Annotated in this window: 24 protein-coding genes and 1 other RNA gene; 15 read left to right on the forward strand and 10 right to left on the reverse strand. The window is 69.7% G+C overall.

Features of this window, described 5'->3' with window-relative positions; all coding sequences use genetic code 11:
• Positions 1–5: 5 nt before the first annotated feature.
• The 5 genes from WC493_RS11785 to WC493_RS11805 form a co-directional block, all read right to left on the reverse strand.
• Positions 6–1193 carry a beta-ketoacyl-ACP synthase gene (locus WC493_RS11785; RefSeq protein ID WP_373065705.1) on the reverse strand — a complete coding sequence of 396 codons (1188 nt, stop codon included), beginning with the start codon at positions 1191–1193 and terminating at the stop codon, positions 6–8.
• A complete protein-coding gene (locus WC493_RS11790) occupies positions 1190–1666 on the reverse strand; it encodes a 3-hydroxyacyl-ACP dehydratase FabZ family protein (protein WP_373065706.1) in 477 nt (158 codons plus the stop codon). Before WC493_RS11790 ends, WC493_RS11785 begins: the two co-directional genes overlap by 4 nt.
• A gap of 13 nt (positions 1667–1679) precedes the next feature.
• Positions 1680–1958: an acyl carrier protein gene (locus WC493_RS11795; protein WP_373065708.1), complete on the reverse strand. Its 279-nt coding sequence runs from the start codon at positions 1956–1958 to the stop codon at positions 1680–1682.
• Positions 1959–2051: 93 nt separating this feature from the next.
• A complete protein-coding gene (gene nudC, locus WC493_RS11800; protein WP_373065709.1) occupies positions 2052–2981 on the reverse strand; it encodes an NAD(+) diphosphatase in 930 nt (309 codons plus the stop codon).
• A gap of 10 nt (positions 2982–2991) precedes the next feature.
• Positions 2992–3606 (reverse strand): hypothetical protein, encoded by a 615-nt coding sequence (locus tag WC493_RS11805; protein WP_373065710.1) that lies wholly within the window; start codon positions 3604–3606, stop codon positions 2992–2994.
• Positions 3607–3737: 131 nt separating this feature from the next.
• Between WC493_RS11805 and ffs the strand changes: the two genes are divergently transcribed.
• The 5 genes from ffs to WC493_RS11830 all read left to right on the forward strand — a co-directional run bounded on the left by ffs (position 3738) and on the right by WC493_RS11830 (position 7149).
• An RNA gene (gene ffs / locus WC493_RS11810) (signal recognition particle sRNA small type) lies at positions 3738–3835 on the forward strand.
• 96 nt (positions 3836–3931) lie between these two features.
• On the forward strand, positions 3932–5734 hold the full coding sequence (locus WC493_RS11815; RefSeq protein WP_373065711.1) for a DNA polymerase III subunit gamma/tau: 1803 nt from the start codon (positions 3932–3934) through the stop codon (positions 5732–5734).
• Positions 5735–5738: 4 nt separating this feature from the next.
• The gene (locus WC493_RS11820) at positions 5739–6059 is read left to right on the forward strand and encodes a YbaB/EbfC family nucleoid-associated protein (protein WP_373065712.1); all 321 of its coding nucleotides are present in this window, start codon (positions 5739–5741) and stop codon (positions 6057–6059) included.
• Entirely contained in the window at positions 6059–6676 is a 618-nt protein-coding gene (gene recR, locus WC493_RS11825; protein ID WP_373065713.1) for a recombination mediator RecR, read from the forward strand. Before WC493_RS11820 ends, recR begins: the two co-directional genes overlap by 1 nt.
• A 17-nt stretch (positions 6677–6693) precedes the next feature.
• Positions 6694–7149 carry a hypothetical protein gene (locus WC493_RS11830; RefSeq protein WP_373065714.1) on the forward strand — a complete coding sequence of 152 codons (456 nt, stop codon included), beginning with the start codon at positions 6694–6696 and terminating at the stop codon, positions 7147–7149.
• A gap of 3 nt (positions 7150–7152) precedes the next feature.
• On the opposite strand, the gene greB is transcribed toward WC493_RS11830, so the two are convergent.
• A complete protein-coding gene (greB, locus tag WC493_RS11835; protein WP_373065715.1) occupies positions 7153–7638 on the reverse strand; it encodes a transcription elongation factor GreB in 486 nt (161 codons plus the stop codon).
• A gap of 35 nt (positions 7639–7673) precedes the next feature.
• The gene (panD, locus tag WC493_RS11840) at positions 7674–8078 is read right to left on the reverse strand and encodes an aspartate 1-decarboxylase (protein WP_373065716.1); all 405 of its coding nucleotides are present in this window, start codon (positions 8076–8078) and stop codon (positions 7674–7676) included.
• A gap of 138 nt (positions 8079–8216) precedes the next feature.
• On the opposite strand from panD, the gene def reads away from it, so the two are divergent.
• From def to WC493_RS11870, 6 genes are all read left to right on the forward strand, one after another.
• Entirely contained in the window at positions 8217–8741 is a 525-nt protein-coding gene (gene def, locus WC493_RS11845) for a peptide deformylase (protein WP_373065717.1), read from the forward strand.
• 35 nt (positions 8742–8776) lie between these two features.
• Positions 8777–9718 carry a methionyl-tRNA formyltransferase gene (gene fmt, locus WC493_RS11850; RefSeq protein ID WP_373065718.1) on the forward strand — a complete coding sequence of 314 codons (942 nt, stop codon included), beginning with the start codon at positions 8777–8779 and terminating at the stop codon, positions 9716–9718.
• A 4-nt stretch (positions 9719–9722) separates the two neighbouring features.
• Positions 9723–10466: a tRNA pseudouridine(38-40) synthase TruA gene (gene truA, locus WC493_RS11855; RefSeq protein ID WP_373065719.1), complete on the forward strand. Its 744-nt coding sequence runs from the start codon at positions 9723–9725 to the stop codon at positions 10464–10466.
• Positions 10467–10545: 79 nt separating this feature from the next.
• A complete protein-coding gene (locus WC493_RS11860) occupies positions 10546–11010 on the forward strand; it encodes an RcnB family protein (protein ID WP_373065720.1) in 465 nt (154 codons plus the stop codon).
• Positions 11011–11084: 74 nt separating this feature from the next.
• Positions 11085–11549, forward strand: a complete 465-nt coding sequence (locus WC493_RS11865) for a hypothetical protein (RefSeq protein ID WP_373065721.1) — start codon at positions 11085–11087, stop codon at positions 11547–11549.
• Between the two features lie 64 nt (positions 11550–11613).
• Positions 11614–12150 carry a hypothetical protein gene (locus WC493_RS11870; RefSeq protein ID WP_373065722.1) on the forward strand — a complete coding sequence of 179 codons (537 nt, stop codon included), beginning with the start codon at positions 11614–11616 and terminating at the stop codon, positions 12148–12150.
• Here WC493_RS11870 and WC493_RS11875 read toward each other — a convergent pair.
• Positions 12131–12754, reverse strand: coding sequence for a LysE/ArgO family amino acid transporter (locus WC493_RS11875; RefSeq protein ID WP_373065723.1), 624 nt, complete (start codon positions 12752–12754; stop codon positions 12131–12133). The genes WC493_RS11870 and WC493_RS11875 overlap by 20 nt on opposite strands.
• A 1-nt stretch (position 12755) precedes the next feature.
• The gene (locus WC493_RS11880) at positions 12756–13688 is read right to left on the reverse strand and encodes a DMT family transporter (RefSeq protein WP_373065724.1); all 933 of its coding nucleotides are present in this window, start codon (positions 13686–13688) and stop codon (positions 12756–12758) included.
• Between the two features lie 174 nt (positions 13689–13862).
• Between WC493_RS11880 and WC493_RS11885 the strand changes: the two genes are divergently transcribed.
• The 4 genes from WC493_RS11885 (at position 13863) to WC493_RS11900 (ending at position 17186) form a co-directional block, all read left to right on the forward strand.
• Positions 13863–14318, forward strand: a complete 456-nt coding sequence (locus WC493_RS11885) for a DUF3592 domain-containing protein (RefSeq protein WP_373065725.1) — start codon at positions 13863–13865, stop codon at positions 14316–14318.
• Between the two features lie 54 nt (positions 14319–14372).
• On the forward strand, positions 14373–15557 hold the full coding sequence (locus WC493_RS11890) for an MFS transporter (protein WP_373065726.1): 1185 nt from the start codon (positions 14373–14375) through the stop codon (positions 15555–15557).
• Positions 15554–16174, forward strand: a complete 621-nt coding sequence (locus WC493_RS11895; RefSeq protein ID WP_373065727.1) for a DNA-3-methyladenine glycosylase — start codon at positions 15554–15556, stop codon at positions 16172–16174. Before WC493_RS11890 ends, WC493_RS11895 begins: the two co-directional genes overlap by 4 nt.
• A 61-nt stretch (positions 16175–16235) precedes the next feature.
• A complete protein-coding gene (locus WC493_RS11900; RefSeq protein ID WP_373065728.1) occupies positions 16236–17186 on the forward strand; it encodes a lipid A biosynthesis lauroyl acyltransferase in 951 nt (316 codons plus the stop codon).
• Positions 17187–17188: 2 nt separating this feature from the next.
• On the opposite strand, the gene WC493_RS11905 is transcribed toward WC493_RS11900, so the two are convergent.
• Positions 17189–17733 (reverse strand): EamA family transporter (locus WC493_RS11905; protein WP_373065729.1); only part of this gene is annotated, 545 nt, incomplete at its 5' end.

Here is a 17733-nt window from a genome sequence, read left to right on the forward strand (position 1 = left end):
CTCCGTCAGATGCGCTCGACGAGGGCCATTCCCTCGCCGCGGCGGTGGCCCCAGGCGGTGATCACCACCTGGTCGAAGGGCTTGCTCGGCGCCGATTCGACCGCGTCGCCCGTGAGCGCCGGGAAGAGTTCGCCGTGCTGCAGGGCGGCGGTCGCCAGCACCAGATTGGTGAGAAAGGCGCATTCGACCGAATGACCGAGGGCCACCGCAGTCGGCCGCACCTGGGGCGCCGCCGGGCTGGCCACCAGGCCGGACAGGAAGTCGTGTTCTTCCCGCGTGATCGGGCCGACGCCGGTCGCGCCCGAGAGCAGGGCGGCGCCGGGCTTGGGCGCCAGGGCCTGCCATTCGCGGGCGGCATTGGCGGTCGCCTGGCCGTGCTCGCGCCGGCAGCGGTCGTTGACGATGCCGGCGAGCCGGGCCAGCGGCTTGGCACCGCGGGCTTCGGCGCTCTCGCGCGATTCCATGACCAGGAAGGCCCCGGCCGAGCCGAGCGCCATGCCGGCGCGCGGACGGCGCCAGAAGGGCAGCGCCGGGTCTTCCAGCAGGTAGCCGCCGGATTGATAGAGCAGGGCGATGTCCCGGCGCGAGGCGTTGAAGGCGCTGCCGACCAGGAAGAGGTCGGCCTGGCCGCCCTGGATCCGCTCGAAGGCGACGCGCACGGCATCGACGCCGGCCGCTTCCTCGCCCATGAAGGTGCGGCTGGAGCCGGAAACCCCGAGCACGATGGAGATATTGCCGGCGAAGAGATTGGGCAACTGGGCCAGGAACAGGGTCGGACGCAGCTCGGTCTGGAGCTGTTCGGCCAGGACATTGCCGTCGCTGACGCCAGAGAGCGCCCGCAGAATCGCCTCGTCGACCGCCTCGTCACGCTCGCCGCCGCCGACCCCGACCATCAGGTTGATCTGTTTCAGCAGCGCTTCATTGCCGAGCAGGCCGGCCTGTTCCATCGCCATCGCGGCGGCGACGCAGCCCGCCAGCATGAAGGGCCCCATGGCCCGCTGGTCGCCCCGCTTCGGAATGAACTTGTCGAGCGCCGGCAGGCTCATCGAGTGGACGGTGAAGGGCGGCAGGAATTCGGTGTTGGCCGCCGCCTTGACCGCAGCCGGATCGTGCAGGCCGGTCCAGGTCGCTTCCAGATCCTGGCCGAGCGGCGAGAGCAGCCCCTGGCCGGTGATCCAAACTTCGCGCGTCATGGCGTTTCACCTCGATCGAAGCCCGGATGGCCGACGGCCGCCACGAAGCCGAGCATTTTTTCCCGAAGCTCGGGCGATGGGAAGGGGACGACGCGGTAGCGGATTTCGGCATCCGCCACCGTCTTGCCGTCCTTCAGGATGCGTGCGTCGCACACCGCATAGCCGGAGCCCTCGTGGATCAGCTTGCTGTGCACCTCGAGCTCGTCGCCGGGCACGATGAAGGCGCGGAACTTGGCCCGGTCGGCTTGGGCCAGGAAGGCCATCTTGCCGTAATCGTTGCGGGCCAGGATCATGTGCCCGCCAGTCTGCGCCATGCATTCCAGAAGGAGCACGCCGGGCATCAGGGGATGCCCCGGGAAATGCCCCTCGAAGACGGGCGATTCGCGGGGTACCTCGCAACGGGCCGTGACGGTGCCGGCCGCCGCATCCATGGCCAGGATACGGTCGACCATCTGGAAATATTCGAGGCGCATGATGTGGCGCCGGTCAGCCCTTGGCGGCGCGCAGCTCGTCGATCTTGGCGGCGAGGTTCGACATGATGAAATAGTCCTCGGTCGAGGCGCGGCCCTCGTTCACTTCCTTCATCCAGGCTTCGACCGGCATCTTGATGCCGAACTTCTTGTCGATGGCGAAGGTGACGTCGAGGAAATCGAGGCTGTCGATGCCGAGGTCGTCGATGGCGTGGCTCTCGGGCGTGATCGTGTCGCGCTCGATGTTGCAGGTTTCAGCGATGATGTCGGCGATGGCGTCGAACGTGTCGGACATGGGAAGTAGGCCCTCAGGGGTCGAAAATATGGGCGCAAGTTAAGGAGTGCGCCCCGATATTGCAATCGCGCTCGGTGCAGGGCGGGGCTGACCTCAGGATTCCACCCAGGCGCGCACCAGGTGATGGGCGATGGCGAGCGGTGGCGGCAGGGCGAGGGCGGGGTTGCGGCCGTCCAGCGCCGCGGCACACTCGGCCTTGTCGAACCAGCGGGCGTCGTCCAGCTCCTCGCCGTCGACCGTGATCGCCTCCGACTCGGCCTCGGCGAAGCAGCCGATCATCAGGGAGGAGGGGAAGGGCCAGGGCTGGGCCGCGAAATAGTGGACGCGGCCGACGGCGATGCCGGCTTCTTCCTTCACTTCGCGGCGCACCGCCTCCTCGACCGACTCGCCGGGCTCGACGAAGCCGGCCAGGGCCGAATAGAAGCCGGGCGGGAATTTCGGCTGGCGGCCCAGCAGGCAGCGCTCGCCCCTGGTCGCCAGCATGATCACCACGGGATCGGTCCGCGGAAAATGCTCCGCCGCGCAGCCCGGATTGGTGCAGAGGCGCGACCAGCCGGCCGATTTCGGCTGGCTCGGCGCGCCGCATTGGGCGCAGAAGCGGTGGCGGTCGTGCCAGTCGACGATCGCCTTGGCCTGGGCCGCGATCGCCGAATCGGCGGCGGAGAGCGACATCGCGGCCGCGCGCAGGTCTTGGAAGCGGCCGAGGCCGGCCAGGGGTCCGCCCTTGGCCGGGTCCGGCCCGTCCGACAGATCGACCGCGAAGACCGCCGAATCACCCTCGAGCCCGAGGAAGACCGGCGGCGGGGCGGAAGCCGCCAGAGCGTCGGTCAGGCCCGGGCGCATCAGGCCGAGAATGGTCTTGCCGCCCTGCTCGATCACGAAGGGGCGGGTCCGCCACAGCGGCAGGATCAGCGAATCGGGCGAGCGCCACTGAGCCGCCAGCCAATCCTCGTCCTTGCGCTTCTCCGAGGCACGGTCGAGCGGATTGCCGGCGAAAGTGATCGCGGCGCTGGCTTCGAGCATGGGGAATTCCTTATCGCGGCGGGGTCGGCTTCTCGCCGGTATCGTTCTGCGTCGTCGATACATTACCCGGCGGCTGGCGCAAGCGCCGTTCGCATTCCGAAGCCTTCAATTGCAGATCGCGCAGCGCGGCCCCCTGGTCCGGCAGGGCCGGTTCGCAGCGCCGCGCCAGCGCCAGCCACATGCGATAGCGCGCATTGGCACCGGCGTCGGCCGCGGGCGCTGCTGCTTCCGCCGGGGCCTCGACCCCGGGCGGCAGGGGCGGCGGATCGGCCGGAGCGGTGGCGAGGTCGTTGCGCGTCAGGTCGTCGGGCTGGCGCACCACCGTCCAGGACGAACCGCCGTCGTCCGACTGGTAGAGGGCGACGCCGTCGCTGGCCAGGAGGACATCGCCCCAGAGCGCCAGCTTGTAGCCGTTGGCATCATAGGGCGAGGGGGAGCCGGCCAGGCGGTCCAGGCAATCCTCGAGCGCCAGGGCGCGCGACGATTCCCATTTCTCCTTGATCAGGCGGCGGCAGCCGGCGGTGGGATCGTCGGTTGCATGGGCCGGCGCGGGCACGAGCAGGCCGGCGAGGGCCAGCGCCACCGCCGCCGCAAAGCCGGTGCTGCCTGCGATCGTCCGTCTCATGTCGTCACTGTTGCGCCGAAGCCCGCCGCCGTCCATCGCCATCGCACCCGCAAGTGCTTCTGATTCAAGGGTTTCGTGCCGATTCGCGCAAAGCCCTTGCCGAAAGGGGCCGCTTCGACCATATAGAGCGCGGGAGGTTGGCGGTGGACAGGTCCCTCGCCAACCCGGTCAGGTCCGGAAGGAAGCAGCCGTAACGAACCGGACTTGGGTCGTTGTCCAGCCTCCCACCCGAACCCCGCAGGCCCCGCTTGCGGGGTTTTGCGTATCCGCCGATTGCGGATGGCGATCCAGCCCGCCACAATCGCCCGCGATGACCGAACCCCCGATGATAGACGCCCCGATTCCGGCGGAACAACCCGTCGAGCCCTACCGCGTCCTGGCCCGGAAATACCGGCCCTCGACCTTCGCCGAGCTGATCGGCCAGGAGGCGATGGTCCGTACCCTGACCAACGCCATCGCGGCGGGCCGCCTCGCCCATGCCTTCATGCTGACCGGCGTGCGCGGCGTCGGCAAGACCACCACGGCCCGCATCATCGCCAAGGGCCTGAACTGCATCGGCCCGGACGGCAAGGGCGGCCCCACGGTCGAGCCCTGCGGCGTGTGCGCCAATTGCATCGCCATCGCCGAGAGCCGGCACATCGACGTCCAGGAGATGGACGCCGCCAGCCGCACCGGCGTCAACGACATCCGCGAGATCATCGAAGGCGTTCGCTTCGCCCCCGTGCAGGCGCGCTACAAGATCTACATCATCGACGAAGTGCACATGCTCTCGACCAGCGCCTTCAACGCCCTGTTGAAGACGCTGGAAGAGCCGCCGCCCCATGTGAAATTCATCTTCGCCACGACCGAGATCCGCAAGGTGCCGGTCACCGTGCTGTCGCGCTGCCAGCGTTTCGATCTCCGCCGCATCGACCAGGACCGCCTGATCGCCCATCTGGCCGGCATCGCGGCGAAGGAAGGCGCCAAGGTCGCCCCGGCGGCATTGGCCCTGATCGCCCGCGCCGCCGAAGGCTCGGTGCGCGACGCCCTCTCCCTGCTCGACCAGGCGATCGCCCATGCCGCCGCCGATGTCGACGAGGGTGCCGTCCGCGACATGCTGGGCCTGGCCGACCGCGCGCGGGTCTTCGACCTCTTCGAGATGGTGATGCGGGGCGACGCCAAGGCGGCCCTGGCCGAATTGGGCGACCAATACGACACCGGCGCCGATCCCGCCGTGGTGCTCCAGGACCTCCTGGAACTCAGCCACTGGCTGACCCGCCTCAAGATCGTGCCCGAGGCGGCGGGCGAGGCGACGGCGTCGGAACACGACCGCAAGCGCGGCCTCGATCTCGCCAAGGCGTTGTCCATGCCGGTGCTGGCCCGGGCCTGGCAGATGCTGCTGAAAGGCCTCGGCGAGGTGCGCATGGCGCCGAGCCCGCTCTCTGCCGCGGAGATGATCCTGATCCGCCTCGCCTATGCCGCCGACCTGCCGCCGCCGGCCGACCTGGTGAAGCAATATCTGGACGAGCGGGCCTCCCAAGGCCCGGTGCCGCGCGCGCCCTCCGGCGGGGGCGGCGGGGCGCAGGCCGTGGCGATGGCGGCGCCGCTCGCGGTCCGTCCGGCGCCGAGCAGCGAGCGCGCGCCGGTCGCCGCCGCCGACAATGTCGTCCAGCTCTACGCCAAGCCGGATCCGCAGGATTTCGCGGCCCTGGTCGCCCTTTTCGCCGAGAAGCGCGAGGCGATCCTCCATGCCCATCTGATGAACGACGTGCGCCCGGTCGAATTCGCCCCGGGCCGCCTTGTCATCCACCTCGATCCCAAGGCGCCGCGCGGGCTGCTGCGCGATGTCGCCGACAAGCTGAAGCAATGGACTGGGCGGCATTGGTCGATCGACACCAGCGCGGCCACCGGCGAGGCGTCGCTGGGCGAGAAGGCCCGCGGCGCCCAGGCCGCCCTGCTCGACCGACTGAAGGCCTCGCCCGAGGCCAAGGCGCTGGAAGCGGCCTTTCCCGGCGCCCGCCTGCTCGAAATGCGCGAGCGCCGGCGCCAGGGCCTGAGCGGCCCGGTCGAGGACGAGGCGGAGGAGAGCCAGGACGACGAGGATGCCCCCATCCTCGACATTTTCGATCTCGAGATGGAAGAGGACTGAGCCCATGAAGCTCGACGAAATCCTGCAGCAGGCCCAGGCCATGCAGGCCAAGATGGCGGAGATGCAGAACAACCTCGACACGGTCGAGGTCGAGGGCCGCTCCGGCGGCGGGCTGCTGACCGTCACCATGACCGGCAAGGGCGAGGTGAAGCGGGTCAAGATCGACCCCAGCCTGATCGTCGCCGACGAGGCCGAAGTGCTGGAAGACCTGATCGTCGCCGCCCATCGCGATGCCAAGACCAAGGTCGAGGCCAAGCTCGCCGAAGCGATGCAGAAGGCGACCGCCGGCATGGGCCTGCCGCCGGGCATGAAGCTGCCGTTCTGATGGCCTCGGCCGGGCCCGAGAGCGGCGGCGCCCTCGACCGCCTGATCCAGCTCCTGGCCAAGCTGCCGGGGCTCGGCCCCCGTTCGGCCCGGCGCGCGGCACTTCAGCTCCTGATGCGGCGGGAGAGCCTGCTGGCGCCACTCGCCGCGGCGATGACCGAGGCGCTGAAAAGCGTCAAGGCCTGTTCGGTCTGCGGCAATCTCGACAGCGCCGACCCTTGCGCCGTGTGCCGTGATCCGGCGCGCGATCCCGCCGTGATCTGCGTCGTCGAGACGGTGGGCGACCTCTGGGCGATCGAACGTTCCGGCGCCTTCCGCGGGCGCTACCATGTGCTGGGCGGGCATCTTTCGGCGATCGACGGCATCGGGCCGGAGGACCTGCACATCGGCCAGCTCCTCGACCGCCTGGCACCGCCGGTGCGCGAGGTCGTGCTGGCGCTCAATGCCACGGTCGACGGCCAGACCACGGCCCATTACCTCGCCGACGTGATCGCGGACAGGGGCGGCGTCCAGGTCACCGGCCTCGCCCAGGGCGTGCCGGTCGGCGGCGAACTCGACTATCTCGACGACGGCACATTGGCCGCCGCACTGCGTGCGAGACGGCCGAGCGGCGGCTAGGCCCCGGGGAGGGAATGATGCGCGTTCTCGCTTTGGCGGCTGTGTTGGCCGTGGGGGCGGCGCTGCCGCAGGCCCGTGCCGGCCAGGACTGGCTCGGCAGCTGGACCGTGACCGGCGGCGGAAAGGCACCCTGGGCCGAGCAGAACTATCCCGACGAAATCGCCGAGATGGCGAAGATGAAGGGGCTCACGGTCACCTTCAAGGCGCATGAAGTAGTGGCCAAGGGCTCGGTCGTCGGCTGCTCGGATGCCCATTACGAGGCCACCAGCTTCCCGGCCGATGCCTTGTTCCAGGGCGGACTGGACGAGGGCCGCCAGGCCGAGGAGGCGGCGGCCCTGGGCTTCGCCCCGGGCGCGGTGGCCGGCTTCGACCTCGACTGTTCGAGCGGCCTGTTCTCCTATCACTTCAAGGACCGGGACACGGTGCTCTTCGCCCTCGACAACGTGATCTACACGTTGAAGCGGCAGAAATAGGCTTCAATAGGCGATCGCGACGATCTCCAGGCTCTCGGCGCCCTGGGGGGTGCGGACCTCGACCACGTCGCCCACCTCGGCCTTGATCAGGGCGCGGGCGACCGGCGAGATCCAGGAAATTTCGCCCAGTTCGGAGCGCGCCTCGTCGGTGCCGACGATGCGGATCGTGCGTTCGACATCGTCGTCGCCGACATAGGTGACGGTGGCGCCGAAGAAAACCCGGTTGCGGTTCTTCTGCTGCGCCGGATCGACCACCGTGGCGCCCTCCAGGCGCTTGGTCAGGAAGCGGAGCCGGCGGTCGATCTCGCGCAGGCGCTTCTTGCCGTAGATATAATCGCCGTTCTCCGAGCGGTCGCCGTTGCCTGCCGCCCAGGACACCACCTCGACCACCTTGGGCCGCTCGACCCGGGTCAGGTGACGCAGCTCGTCCGACAGCCGGGCATAGCCTTCGGGGGTGATGTAGTTCTTGGGGCCGGTTTCGGGGGTCATGGCTTGGCGATGGTAGCGCCTGGCCGGCGGCGGCGCTATTCCGCCGCCCGGTTCCAGCCCGCCGCCGGCTGCACGGCGATTTCCGAGGCGGTCGACTTGATGCGGTTCTGGCCGTCGACATAGACGAGCTTGGCGGCGAAGCCCGGCAGTTCGGCTTCCTCGACCTCGACATAGGCGGCGATGATCAGGATGTCGTTCTTCTGCGCCTTGCGGGCGGCGGCGCCATTGAGCGAGATGACGCCCGAGCCACGCTCGGCCCGGATGATATAGGTGGCGAAGCGCTCGCCGTTGTTCACGTTGTAGATCTCGATCTTCTGCAAGGGCAGCAGGCCCGAGGCTTCGAGCAGATCCTCGTCGATCGCACAGGAGCCTTCGTAGTCGAGTTCGCAGTGGGTCACGGTGACGCGGTGCAGCTTGGCCTGCAGCATGGTGCGGCGCATTGTCGTTCCTCCCCTGGGGGCGTTGCCCCGGGTTTCTCCCCGGGTTTCCCTGGTCCGGCGCCCTCCTAGCACCGCTCGCCGCGGTGCACAAGGAGGGCCTCGCTTGACGTCGCCGCGACGACATCTTACCTAAAGCCCATGGCTATCCGTCCTATCCTGGTGGCGCCCGATCCGCGCCTGAAACAGAAGTCGAAACCCGTCGAGGTCTTCGACGACGCGCTTCAGCGCCTGATCGACGACATGTTCGAGACCATGTACGAAGCGCCGGGCATCGGCCTCGCCGCGGTCCAGGTCGGTGCGCCGATACGCCTCCTGGTGATCGACCTCGCCCGCGAGGGGGAAGAGAAGGCGCCCCGCGTCTTCATCAATCCGACCGTCACCTGGACCTCGGCCGACGAGCTTTCGACCTATGAGGAAGGCTGCCTCTCGGTGCCCGAACAATATGCCGAAGTGGTGCGCCCGGCGCGCGTCCGTGTCGCCTACCGCGACCGCACGGGCGAGGCGCAAGAGGATGAGATGGACGGCCTGCTGGCGACTTGCATCCAGCACGAGATGGATCATCTCGAAGGCGTGCTCTTCGTCGATCACCTGTCCTTCGCCAAGCGCAGCATGTTGCTCCGCAAGGTCGCCAAGGCCCGGAAACTCGCCAAGGCCGGTGCCTGACCGAACCTGAGCCTGTGGGGGCCGAGGCCCGAGGAATGAACGCCGTGTCCCGCCTTCGCCTCGCCTTCATGGGCACACCCGATTTCGCCGTGCCGACGCTGCAGGCCCTGATCGCGGCCGGCCACGAGGTCGCCGCGGTCTACAGCCAGCCGCCGCGCCCGGCCAATCGCGGCCACAAGCTGACGCCGTCGCCCGTCCATCGCGCCGCCGAGGCGGCGGGGATCGAGGTGCGCACGCCGCGCACGCTGCGCGACGCCGATGAGCAGGCGCGCTTCGCCGCCCTCGGCCTCGATGCCGCGGTGGTGGTCGCCTATGGCCTGATCCTGCCGGCGGCGGTGCTGTGGGCGCCGCGTCTCGGCTGCTTCAATCTCCATGCCTCGATCCTGCCGCGCTGGCGCGGTGCCGCGCCGATCCAGCGCGCCATCTGGGCCGGCGACGACGAGACCGGCGTCGCCGTCATGGCCATGTCGGAAGGGCTGGACGAAGGTCCGATCGTGCTCGAGGAGAGGATCGACATCGGCCCGGCCGATACGGCGGGCACGATCCACGACCGCCTTTCCGCGATCGGCGGGCCCTTGATGGTCGATGCCCTCGCCCTGCTCGCGGCCGGACGGGCCAAGCCCCGGCCCCAGGTGGCCGAGGGTATCACCTATGCCCGCAAGATCCTGAAGGAAGAGGCCAAGATCGATTTCGCCCAGCCGGCGGAGGCGGTCGACTGCCAGATCCGCGCCCTCTCGCCGGCCCCCGGCGCCTATACCGAGATCCTGGGCGAGCGCTGCAAGATCCTGCTGGCGGAACCCCTGCCGGAAGAGGGCCACGACGTGGTGCCCGGCACCGTGCTGGACGGCGACCTGGCGATCGCCTGCGCCACCGGCGCGGTGCGTCCCCAGATCGTCCAGCGGGCCGGGCGCGGGCCGGTGAGCCGGGCCGAATTCCTGCGCGGCTTCGCCGTTCCGGCCGGCACCGTGGTCGGCTGAGCCCATGCCCCGCTATCGCCTGCTGGTCGAATATGACGGCGGCGCCTTCTCGGGCTGGCAACGCCAGGACGGCCTGCCGACCGTACAGGGGGCGATCGAGGATGCCCTCGCCATCCTGAACGGCGGCGCGCCGGTCACGCTTCATGCCGCCGGCCGGACCGATGCCGGCGTCCATGCCACCGGCCAGGTCGCCCATGCCGATCTCTCCCGTTCCTATGCGGACGAGCGGGTGCGCGATGCGCTCAACTTCTACCTGAAGCCGGTGCCGGTGGCGATCCGCGAGGTGGCCACGGTGGGCGAGGATTTCCACGCCCGCTTCCAGGCGATCGCGCGCCACTATCGCTACCGCATCCTGGCCCGGCGCCCGCCGCCGGCCTACGACCGGGGCCGCGTCTGGCATGTCACCCGGACGCTCGATGCCGGTGCCATGCAGGCGGGTGCCGAGGTCCTGCTCGGCACCCATGACTTCACGAGCTTCCGGGCGACGGAATGCCAGGCCAGGTCGCCGGTGAAGACGCTGGACCGCCTGACCGTGGAAGCGTTCGGCGACGAGATCCTGATCGGCGCGAGCGCTCGCTCCTTCCTGCACAATCAGGTGCGCATCATGGTCGGCACCCTGCGCCTCGTGGGCGAGGGCAAATGGATGCCTGCCGACGTCGCCGCGGCGCTGGCGGCGCGGCACCGGACCGCGGCCGGACCGACAGCGCCGGCCGAAGGCCTCACCCTGATCGGCGTCGACTACCCCTGAATCGGCCTTTTTGCAGCCCCCCTGCAACGGCGGACGGGCTTCGGTGTTACTTCCGATGTGCTATCCGCGGAGGTTCGCCATGAAGACCCGCTCTCCGATCATCCTCTCCCTGATCCTGGCGCTGCTGGTGCCGAGCGTCGCCCTGGCCGACCGCGACCACGGCGGCGGCGGCGGTCCGCCGCCCTATCCCCCCGGCCAGCAGCCCCATCCGCCCGGCCGCGGGCACAGCGATCATGGCCGTCACGATTACGGCCGGCGCGGTCCGCCCCGTACCGTGGTGATCGAGGACCGTCATCACCGCGACGCGGACCGCTGGTTCCACGAGCATCCCGCCTGGTACCGCCCGGTGCCGATCGAGATCGAGCGCGAAGTCATCGTGAACCGCTATCTGCCACGCGGCTACTACTACCGGCCGCCGGTGGTGATCGTCGACATGCTGCCGCCGCCGCCGCCGGGCTATGCCTATTTCACCGTGGGTGAGAGGGTCGTCCTGGCCGCCATCGCGACCGGCCTGATCGCCCAGATCATCTTCGGCGGTCCTTGACCGGCCGCCGGACACGGCGCGGAACCTGCGGGGCTGCGCCGTGTTCGGCTTGCGAGAATTCGAGCGAGGACATGATGCCCGACAACAGCAACCCCAGGGCCGCCTGGTCGGCCGCCGCGGTCGCCGTCGCCGCCTGCCTGCTGGTCGTCACCCCCGGGTCGGCCAAGAACAACGGCAGCGGCCATGGTAACGGCAACGGCAACGGTCACGGCCAGGGCGGCGTCGAGACGGTGGTGCCGGTGCCGAGCGTGCCGTCCGTCACCATCCTGTTCCCGTCGTCCGACCGGCAGCTCATCTCCAACTACTACCTGCGCAATTCGGGCTCGGTCGCCGATCTGCCGCCGGGTCTCCGGCGCCAGCTGGTGACCCGAGGGCATCTGCCGCCCGGCCTCGCCAAGAAGGCGCTGCCGCCCGGTCTGGCGTCCCAGCTCTCGCCCGTGCCCGCCGGTTACGAACGGCTGATCGCAGGGCCCGATGTTCTTCTCGTCGAGATCGCGACCGGCCTCATCGTCGACATCCTGCGCGACGTCGTGCGCTGAACGGCGTGGAACCGCCTGGGTGGCGGTGGGTTGATAGGTCATGGCATCGCAAAGGATGAAGGCCATGCGTTTCGTGAAGTCCCTCTCGGTCGTCGGCCTCGTTGCCGCCTTGCTGGCGCCCGTCGCGGCATCTGCCCGCGGCTGGGACGACGACGATGGCCCCCGCGGTTACCCCTATGGTTACGACCGCCATCATGGCCACGACGGCGATCGCGGCCGCGACTGGGATCGCGGCGGCTATCGCTACGGCCCGCCGCCGCGCTACGTCTATGTGCCGCCGCCGCCGCCGCGCCCGGATCCGCGGGCCTATTCGCGTGGCTTCGAAGACGGCGTGCGCTTCGCCGACCGTGACCGCGACTATGTCCGTGGCTGGTATCGCCGCTATCCGGGCTATTACCGCCCGGTGCCGCCGGCCTATTACGTGCGGCCGGTGCGTGGCGCCTATATCGTGCCCGGCTATTACGAGCCGCTGCCGCCGCCCGTGGTGGCCGGCTGGCGCCCACTGCCTCCGGGCTATGGCTATTATTCGGTCGGTGCCGATGTCGTGATCGCGGCGGTGGCGACCGGCCTGATCCTGGACGTCATCCTGGACGGGCGCTGAGGACGAGACTGGCGGCGATCGACCACATGACGAGGGCGATCGCCGTATCCAGCACGCGCCAGGCCGCCGGCCGGGCGAACAGCGGCGCCAGCAGCCGCGAGCCGAAGCCGAGGCCATAGAACCAGACGCAGGAGGCGACGGCGGCGCCAACGCCATAGGCGAGCCGCGCCATCCCTTCGAAACGGCCCGACAGACCACCGAGCAGGACCACCGTGTCGAGATAGACATGGGGGTTCAGGAAGGTGAGGGCGAGGCAGGTGGCGACGGCGGCCTTCAGGCTCAGCGCCTGGCCGCCGCCCGCCAGCAGGGCCGCCGGATGCAGCGCCCGCTTCAGGGCGAGCGCGCCATAGACCGCCAGGAAGGCGGCCCCCACCAGCGAAATGACGCGCAGCGTGCCGGGCATGGCCTGGATCACGCTGCCGAGCCCGGCGACGCCGGCGCCGATCAACAGCGCATCCGAGAGAAAGCAGATCGAGGCGATCGGCAGCACATGCCGCCGCACCAGCCCCTGGCGCAGCACGAAGGCATTCTGCGCCCCGATCGCGACGATCAGGCTGGCACCCAGCAGGAAGCCCTGCAGGGCCGGTCCGAACAGGCCGTCCATCTCAGCGTTTCGCCCCGCCGCCGATCGCCCCGCTGGCCAGGGCGACACCGATGGTGCCGAGGACGAGGCCGGCGCTCTCCCACAGCCCCGGCCATTCGCCCAGTACCGGCATGGCGAGCAGGACGGAGGTGGCCGGCACCAGGGCCGAGAGGGCGGCGGTGCGCGAGGCGCCCAGATAGGAGATCGCGGTCGAGAAGCAGAGCAGCGAGACGATCGAGGTGACGATGCCCTGGAAGCCCGCCTGGGTCGCGATCTGGCCCCAGGACAGCGTGTCGACATGGGGCGTCAGCACCAGGAGATAGATCGGCAGATAAAGCGTGGCCGAGACCACCGCGACGATCGCCGTCGTATGCAGGGGATCGAGACCGAAGCGCCGCGCCAGCACCGTATAGGTGGCCCAGAACAGGGCACTCACCACGAACATGGCGTCGCCGATCAGGACATTGTCGCCCGTCGGCGCGGCCAGGCCGGATTCGACCAGCAGGACGACGGCGGCGGTCAGGATCAGGCCATAGCCGACGAGGCGGCGCGCCGTGAAACGCTCGCCCAGCGTAAAGCGCGCCAGCACCGCGGTCGCCAGCGGCACGCCGCAGCAGATCAGCACACCCGAATGGGAGACCGGGGCATAGGCGTGGCCCCCGGCGCCGAGCAAGACATAGGGCGCGCCGGCGCCACCGGCGAGACCGAGAATGCCGAACACGCCGAGCTGGCGGAACGGCAGCCCCTTCTTCACCAGGACCGGCAGCAGCACGAGGCCGGCGGTGGCGAAGCGCAGCGCCACCAGATCGGTCACCGCCATGTGGCCGCGCATGTCCATCCGCGTCAGCACCGCCCAGCCGGCCCAGATGGCGACGCCGACCAGTCCGAACAGATAACCGCGCAGGGGCGCGGCATCGCGGACGACGGCGGTGACGGCTGGCTGGGCGACGGACATGAAGCGGCTTTCGGGATCTCGGGCAGTGATCTCAGGGCAGGGGATGGTGACCGAGCTTCCCCTGCCCGAAAAACGTGCAGTTCGGTGATGTGCCATGCCCGCGCCACATGACACGTTGAAGCCGCCGCCCGGCCGCGCCACCATGCGCACCCTGGCGGGAATCGGGGGACGGCAATGGCATTCTGGCTTCTTGTGGCGGCGAGCCTGGTGCTCCTGGTCCCGGCCCTGGCCCTTCTGGCCTGGGCCTATACCGTTCGTCGCGATTACTGTGCCATGGCGGCCTGGCCGGTCGTCCAGGGCGAGGTGGCCTTGACCGGCCTCGACGCCGAGCGGCGCTTCCACCGCCTCGCCCTGCGTGATGTCCAGGTGCCGACCGTGGCCTATCGCTATCGGGCCGGCGGCCAGGAGCAGATCGGCAGCCGGCTGTCCAATCTCCCGGTGCTGTTCGAGCGCGAGGACGAGGCGAAACGCTTCCTCGCCCGCTTCCCCGAGGGCGGCGCGCTCACTGTCCGCTACAATCCCGCCGCCCCGCAGGAGGCGGTGCTGGAGCCGCGGCCGCCGCGTCTGGCCCTGCCGCTGGCCGGCGCCCTTGTTCTGGTGCTGGCGGCGGTGGCGCTTTGGGTGCTATGAGATCCGGCCAAGCCCCGCAGGTCGCGACAAGGGGCGTGTAGCGGGGGAATTTCCTTGGCCCTGACCGAGCGCGGGGTGGTCGCCGTCGTGGGCGCCGTCCAGTTCGTCAATATCCTCGATTTCATGATGGTGATGCCCCTCGGCCCGGATTTCGCCGTGGCGCTGGGCATCGATCCCGCCCATCTCGGCATCGTCGCCGGCGCCTATACGGTGGCGGCCTGCCTTTCCGGCCTGCTCGGCTCCCTGGTGCTCGACCGCTTCGCCCGGCGGAGTGCGCTGGTCGTTTCGCTCGCCGGGCTGGGGCTCGGCACCATCGCCGGCAGTTTCGCCTTCGATCTTACCAGCCTGGTGGCGGCGCGCCTGGTCGCGGGCCTGTTCGGCGGGCCGGCCACCGGCCTCTCACTCTCGGTGATCGCCGATCTCATCCCGGAGGAGCGGCGCGGCCGTGCCCTCGGCGCGGTCATGGGCGCCTTCGCCATCGCCGCGGTGGCGGGCGTGCCGGCCGGCCTCGAGCTGGCCCGGCTGGCCGACTGGCGCCTGCCCTTCTTCGCGGTCGGTGCCGCCGGCCTGACGGTCGCCGTGCTGGCGCGCTTCACCCTGCCGCCGGGGCACCGGGTCGCCGCCGTGCGGCCCTCCTTCCGCGGCTATTTCCGAAGGCCCGCCTATCTCCTCGCCTTCGCCGGGGTGGGCGCCGCCAATATGCAGGCCTTCCTGATCTTTCCCTCGACCACCGCCTTCCTGCAGTTCAACCTGGGCTTCCCGCGCGACGACCTCGGCCTCCTCTATATGATCGGGGGCGGGCTCAGCCTGGTCGGCATGCGCCTGACCGGGCGGATCGTCGACCGCCTGGGGACGTCGAGGGTCAATGTCGTGGCGACCATTGTGCTCGCCCTGCTGCTGTTCGGGGCCTTCGTGATCATGCCGCCGCCGGCGCCCATGCTGGTGCTCTTCCCCTGCTTCATGCTGGCGATGTCGGCCCGCAACGTGGCGACCCAGACGCTGATGACCAAGGTGCCGATCGCGTCGGAACGGGCGGGCTTCATGTCGCTCTCCTCCGCCTGCCAGCATCTGACCGCCTCGGCCGGGGCGGGGATTTCCAGCCTTTTGTTGACGACCGATACGGCCGGGCGGCTGGTCGGGATGCCGACGCTGGCCTTCATCGCGATCTTCTGCGCCGCCCTGGTGCCCGTGGTCCAGGCGACGATCGAGGTTCTGATCAAGCGGGAGCGGATGGCATGAGCGATCACGAGAAGGCCCTGGCCCGGCTCACGCGGAAATGCCGCTACATGCGCCATGCCTTGAAACATGCCGGTGCCCCGCCCGCCCGGGTGCGCCAGCCGGGTTTCGCGGCACTCGCCCGCATCATCGTCGAGCAGCAGGTCTCGGTCGCCGCCGGGGCCGCCATCTGGAACAAGTTCGAGACGGGCGTGGGCGGCACTGTGGCGCCCGCCGCCGTGCTCGCCTTCGACGAGGAGGGGCTGCGGCCCTTCGGCCTGAGCCGGCCCAAGGCGCGCTATATCCGCGCCCTGGCCGAGGAGATCGCGGCCGGCCGCCTCGACCTCGACGCGATCGAGGCGATGGAGGATGCGGCGGCGATCGAGGCGCTGACCGCGGTCAAGGGCATCGGCCGCTGGACCGCGGAAATCTACCTGATGTTCGCGCTCGGGCGGATGGACCTGTGGCCGGCGCTGGACCTCGCCCTGGCCGAGGGCACCATGCGCCTGATGGCGCTCGAAGCCCGGCCCGGTCCCAAGGAATTGGACGAGATCGGCCAGCGCTGGGCGCCCCATCGCTCGACCGCGGCGCTGGTGATCTGGCGCTACTACAGCCATACACGCACCAAGCCCCAGGCTTGACCGCACCGCGCCCATGCTTTAGGTCCCCCCACGACGGGCCGGAACCGAGGATCGGGAGAGCATGCGCCGCTGGTGGCTGAAGACGAAATTGCGCCTCTATCGCGGCTGGCTCCGCGTGCAGTGGCTGCTCGAAGCGGCGGCGATCTATCTGATCCTGGCCCTCTGCAAGGCGCTCGGCATCGACCGTGCTTCGTCCGTCGGCGGCTATATCGCCCGCAAGCTGGGGCCGCTGATCGCCGTTTCCGGCCTGGCGCGGCGCCAGATCGAGGCGGCCTATCCCGGCATCGACCCTGACGAGCGCGACCGCATCGTGCGCGGCGTGTGGGACAATTTCGGCCGCTATTTCACCGAATATGCCCATCTCGCTACCCTGTGGCCCCAGGGCCTGGATACCGAGGCGCCGCCGCCCGGCAGCCGGGTCGAACTCGACCCCGGCGTGGTCGAGCGCTTCCTCGAAATCCGCGACGACGGCAAGCCGGCGATCATCTTCACCGGCCATATCGGCAATTGGGAAATCCTCGGCGCCGGGGCGGCCCATTACCACCTGAACCTGGCGGCCATGTTCCGCGCCCCCAACAACCCGATCGCCGAGAAGCTGCTGCTCGGTATAAGGGGCGAGGCGATGGGCAAGCTGATCCCGACCGGCTATCAGGCGGCCCTGGTGGCGGCCCGCGTGCTGGAACAGGGCGGCCATCTCGGCATGCTGGTGGACCAGCATTTCTCGCGCGGTGTCTCGGTGCCCTTCTTCGGGCGCAAGGTGAAGACGGCGACGACGCTGGCCAAGCTGGCCCGGCGCTTCCAATGCCCGGTCTACGGCGCCTGGGCGGAGCGGATCGAGGGCTGCAAATTCCGCGTCCACATGACCGAAGCCCTCGATTTCACCGAAGAATACGAGATGGCGGACGCCCGCGCGGCCGAGGTCGCGATCACCGCCAAGGTCACCGCCGTGATCGAGGATTGGGTGCGCGCCCGCCCGGACCAGTGGAACTGGCTGCACCGCCGCTGGCGCTGAACCTAATGGCTGTGACGGTGGTGCAGGTCGGGGTAATGCGGGTGGCGATGGCGTAGCGGCTCGTGCCGGTGCTCGTGGCTGTGCGGCTCGCCCGGCGGGTCGTCCGGCCCGTGTTCGTGCCGATGGTGCTCGTCGTGGGTATGGCGGTGGCTGTGTCCCATCGCCTCATGGGCATGTTCGTGGACATGCCGTTCCGCGAGGTGGAGATAGAGGCCGAGGGCGATCAGCCCGGCGGCGACCAGCAGCGGCGCCGTCACCGGATCGCCGAACAGGCCGACCGCCAGCACGGCGCCGATGAAGGGCGCCGTGGAGAAATAGGCCCCGGCCCGGGCCGAGCCCAGGTGGCGGAGCGCCAGCACGAAGAACACCAGGCTGACGCCATAGCCGAGGAAGCCGATCGCGCCGGCCGTGGCCAGCATGGAAGGCCCGGGCAGCACGGCGCCGCGCGACAGGGCGAGGGCGAGGTTGACGCCGCTCGCCGCCAGCCCCTTGACCAGGGCGATCTGTACCGGATCGGCGGCCGAGAGTTTCCGTGTCAGATTATTGT

The sequence above is a fragment of the Zavarzinia sp. genome (assembly GCF_041650655.1).
Lineage (GTDB): Bacteria > Pseudomonadota > Alphaproteobacteria > Zavarziniales > Zavarziniaceae > Zavarzinia.

Coding starts and splice junctions, on each gene's coding strand:
- WC493_RS11785 (WP_373065705.1), bottom strand. CDS start 1,193: ATGACGCGCGAAGTTTGGATCACCGGCCAGGGGCTGCTCTCGCCGCTC.
- WC493_RS11790 (WP_373065706.1), bottom strand. CDS start 1,666: ATGCGCCTCGAATATTTCCAGATGGTCGACCGTATCCTGGCCATGGAT.
- WC493_RS11795 (WP_373065708.1), bottom strand. CDS start 1,958: ATGTCCGACACGTTCGACGCCATCGCCGACATCATCGCTGAAACCTGC.
- nudC (WP_373065709.1), bottom strand. CDS start 2,981: ATGCTCGAAGCCAGCGCCGCGATCACTTTCGCCGGCAATCCGCTCGAC.
- WC493_RS11805 (WP_373065710.1), bottom strand. CDS start 3,606: ATGAGACGGACGATCGCAGGCAGCACCGGCTTTGCGGCGGCGGTGGCG.
- WC493_RS11815 (WP_373065711.1), top strand. CDS start 3,932: ATGATAGACGCCCCGATTCCGGCGGAACAACCCGTCGAGCCCTACCGC.
- WC493_RS11820 (WP_373065712.1), top strand. CDS start 5,739: ATGAAGCTCGACGAAATCCTGCAGCAGGCCCAGGCCATGCAGGCCAAG.
- recR (WP_373065713.1), top strand. CDS start 6,059: ATGGCCTCGGCCGGGCCCGAGAGCGGCGGCGCCCTCGACCGCCTGATC.
- WC493_RS11830 (WP_373065714.1), top strand. CDS start 6,694: ATGCGCGTTCTCGCTTTGGCGGCTGTGTTGGCCGTGGGGGCGGCGCTG.
- greB (WP_373065715.1), bottom strand. CDS start 7,638: ATGACCCCCGAAACCGGCCCCAAGAACTACATCACCCCCGAAGGCTAT.
- panD (WP_373065716.1), bottom strand. CDS start 8,078: ATGCGCCGCACCATGCTGCAGGCCAAGCTGCACCGCGTCACCGTGACC.
- def (WP_373065717.1), top strand. CDS start 8,217: ATGGCTATCCGTCCTATCCTGGTGGCGCCCGATCCGCGCCTGAAACAG.
- fmt (WP_373065718.1), top strand. CDS start 8,777: ATGAACGCCGTGTCCCGCCTTCGCCTCGCCTTCATGGGCACACCCGAT.
- truA (WP_373065719.1), top strand. CDS start 9,723: ATGCCCCGCTATCGCCTGCTGGTCGAATATGACGGCGGCGCCTTCTCG.
- WC493_RS11860 (WP_373065720.1), top strand. CDS start 10,546: ATGAAGACCCGCTCTCCGATCATCCTCTCCCTGATCCTGGCGCTGCTG.
- WC493_RS11865 (WP_373065721.1), top strand. CDS start 11,085: ATGCCCGACAACAGCAACCCCAGGGCCGCCTGGTCGGCCGCCGCGGTC.
- WC493_RS11870 (WP_373065722.1), top strand. CDS start 11,614: ATGCGTTTCGTGAAGTCCCTCTCGGTCGTCGGCCTCGTTGCCGCCTTG.
- WC493_RS11875 (WP_373065723.1), bottom strand. CDS start 12,754: ATGGACGGCCTGTTCGGACCGGCCCTGCAGGGCTTCCTGCTGGGTGCC.
- WC493_RS11880 (WP_373065724.1), bottom strand. CDS start 13,688: ATGTCCGTCGCCCAGCCAGCCGTCACCGCCGTCGTCCGCGATGCCGCG.
- WC493_RS11885 (WP_373065725.1), top strand. CDS start 13,863: ATGGCATTCTGGCTTCTTGTGGCGGCGAGCCTGGTGCTCCTGGTCCCG.
- WC493_RS11895 (WP_373065727.1), top strand. CDS start 15,554: ATGAGCGATCACGAGAAGGCCCTGGCCCGGCTCACGCGGAAATGCCGC.
- WC493_RS11900 (WP_373065728.1), top strand. CDS start 16,236: ATGCGCCGCTGGTGGCTGAAGACGAAATTGCGCCTCTATCGCGGCTGG.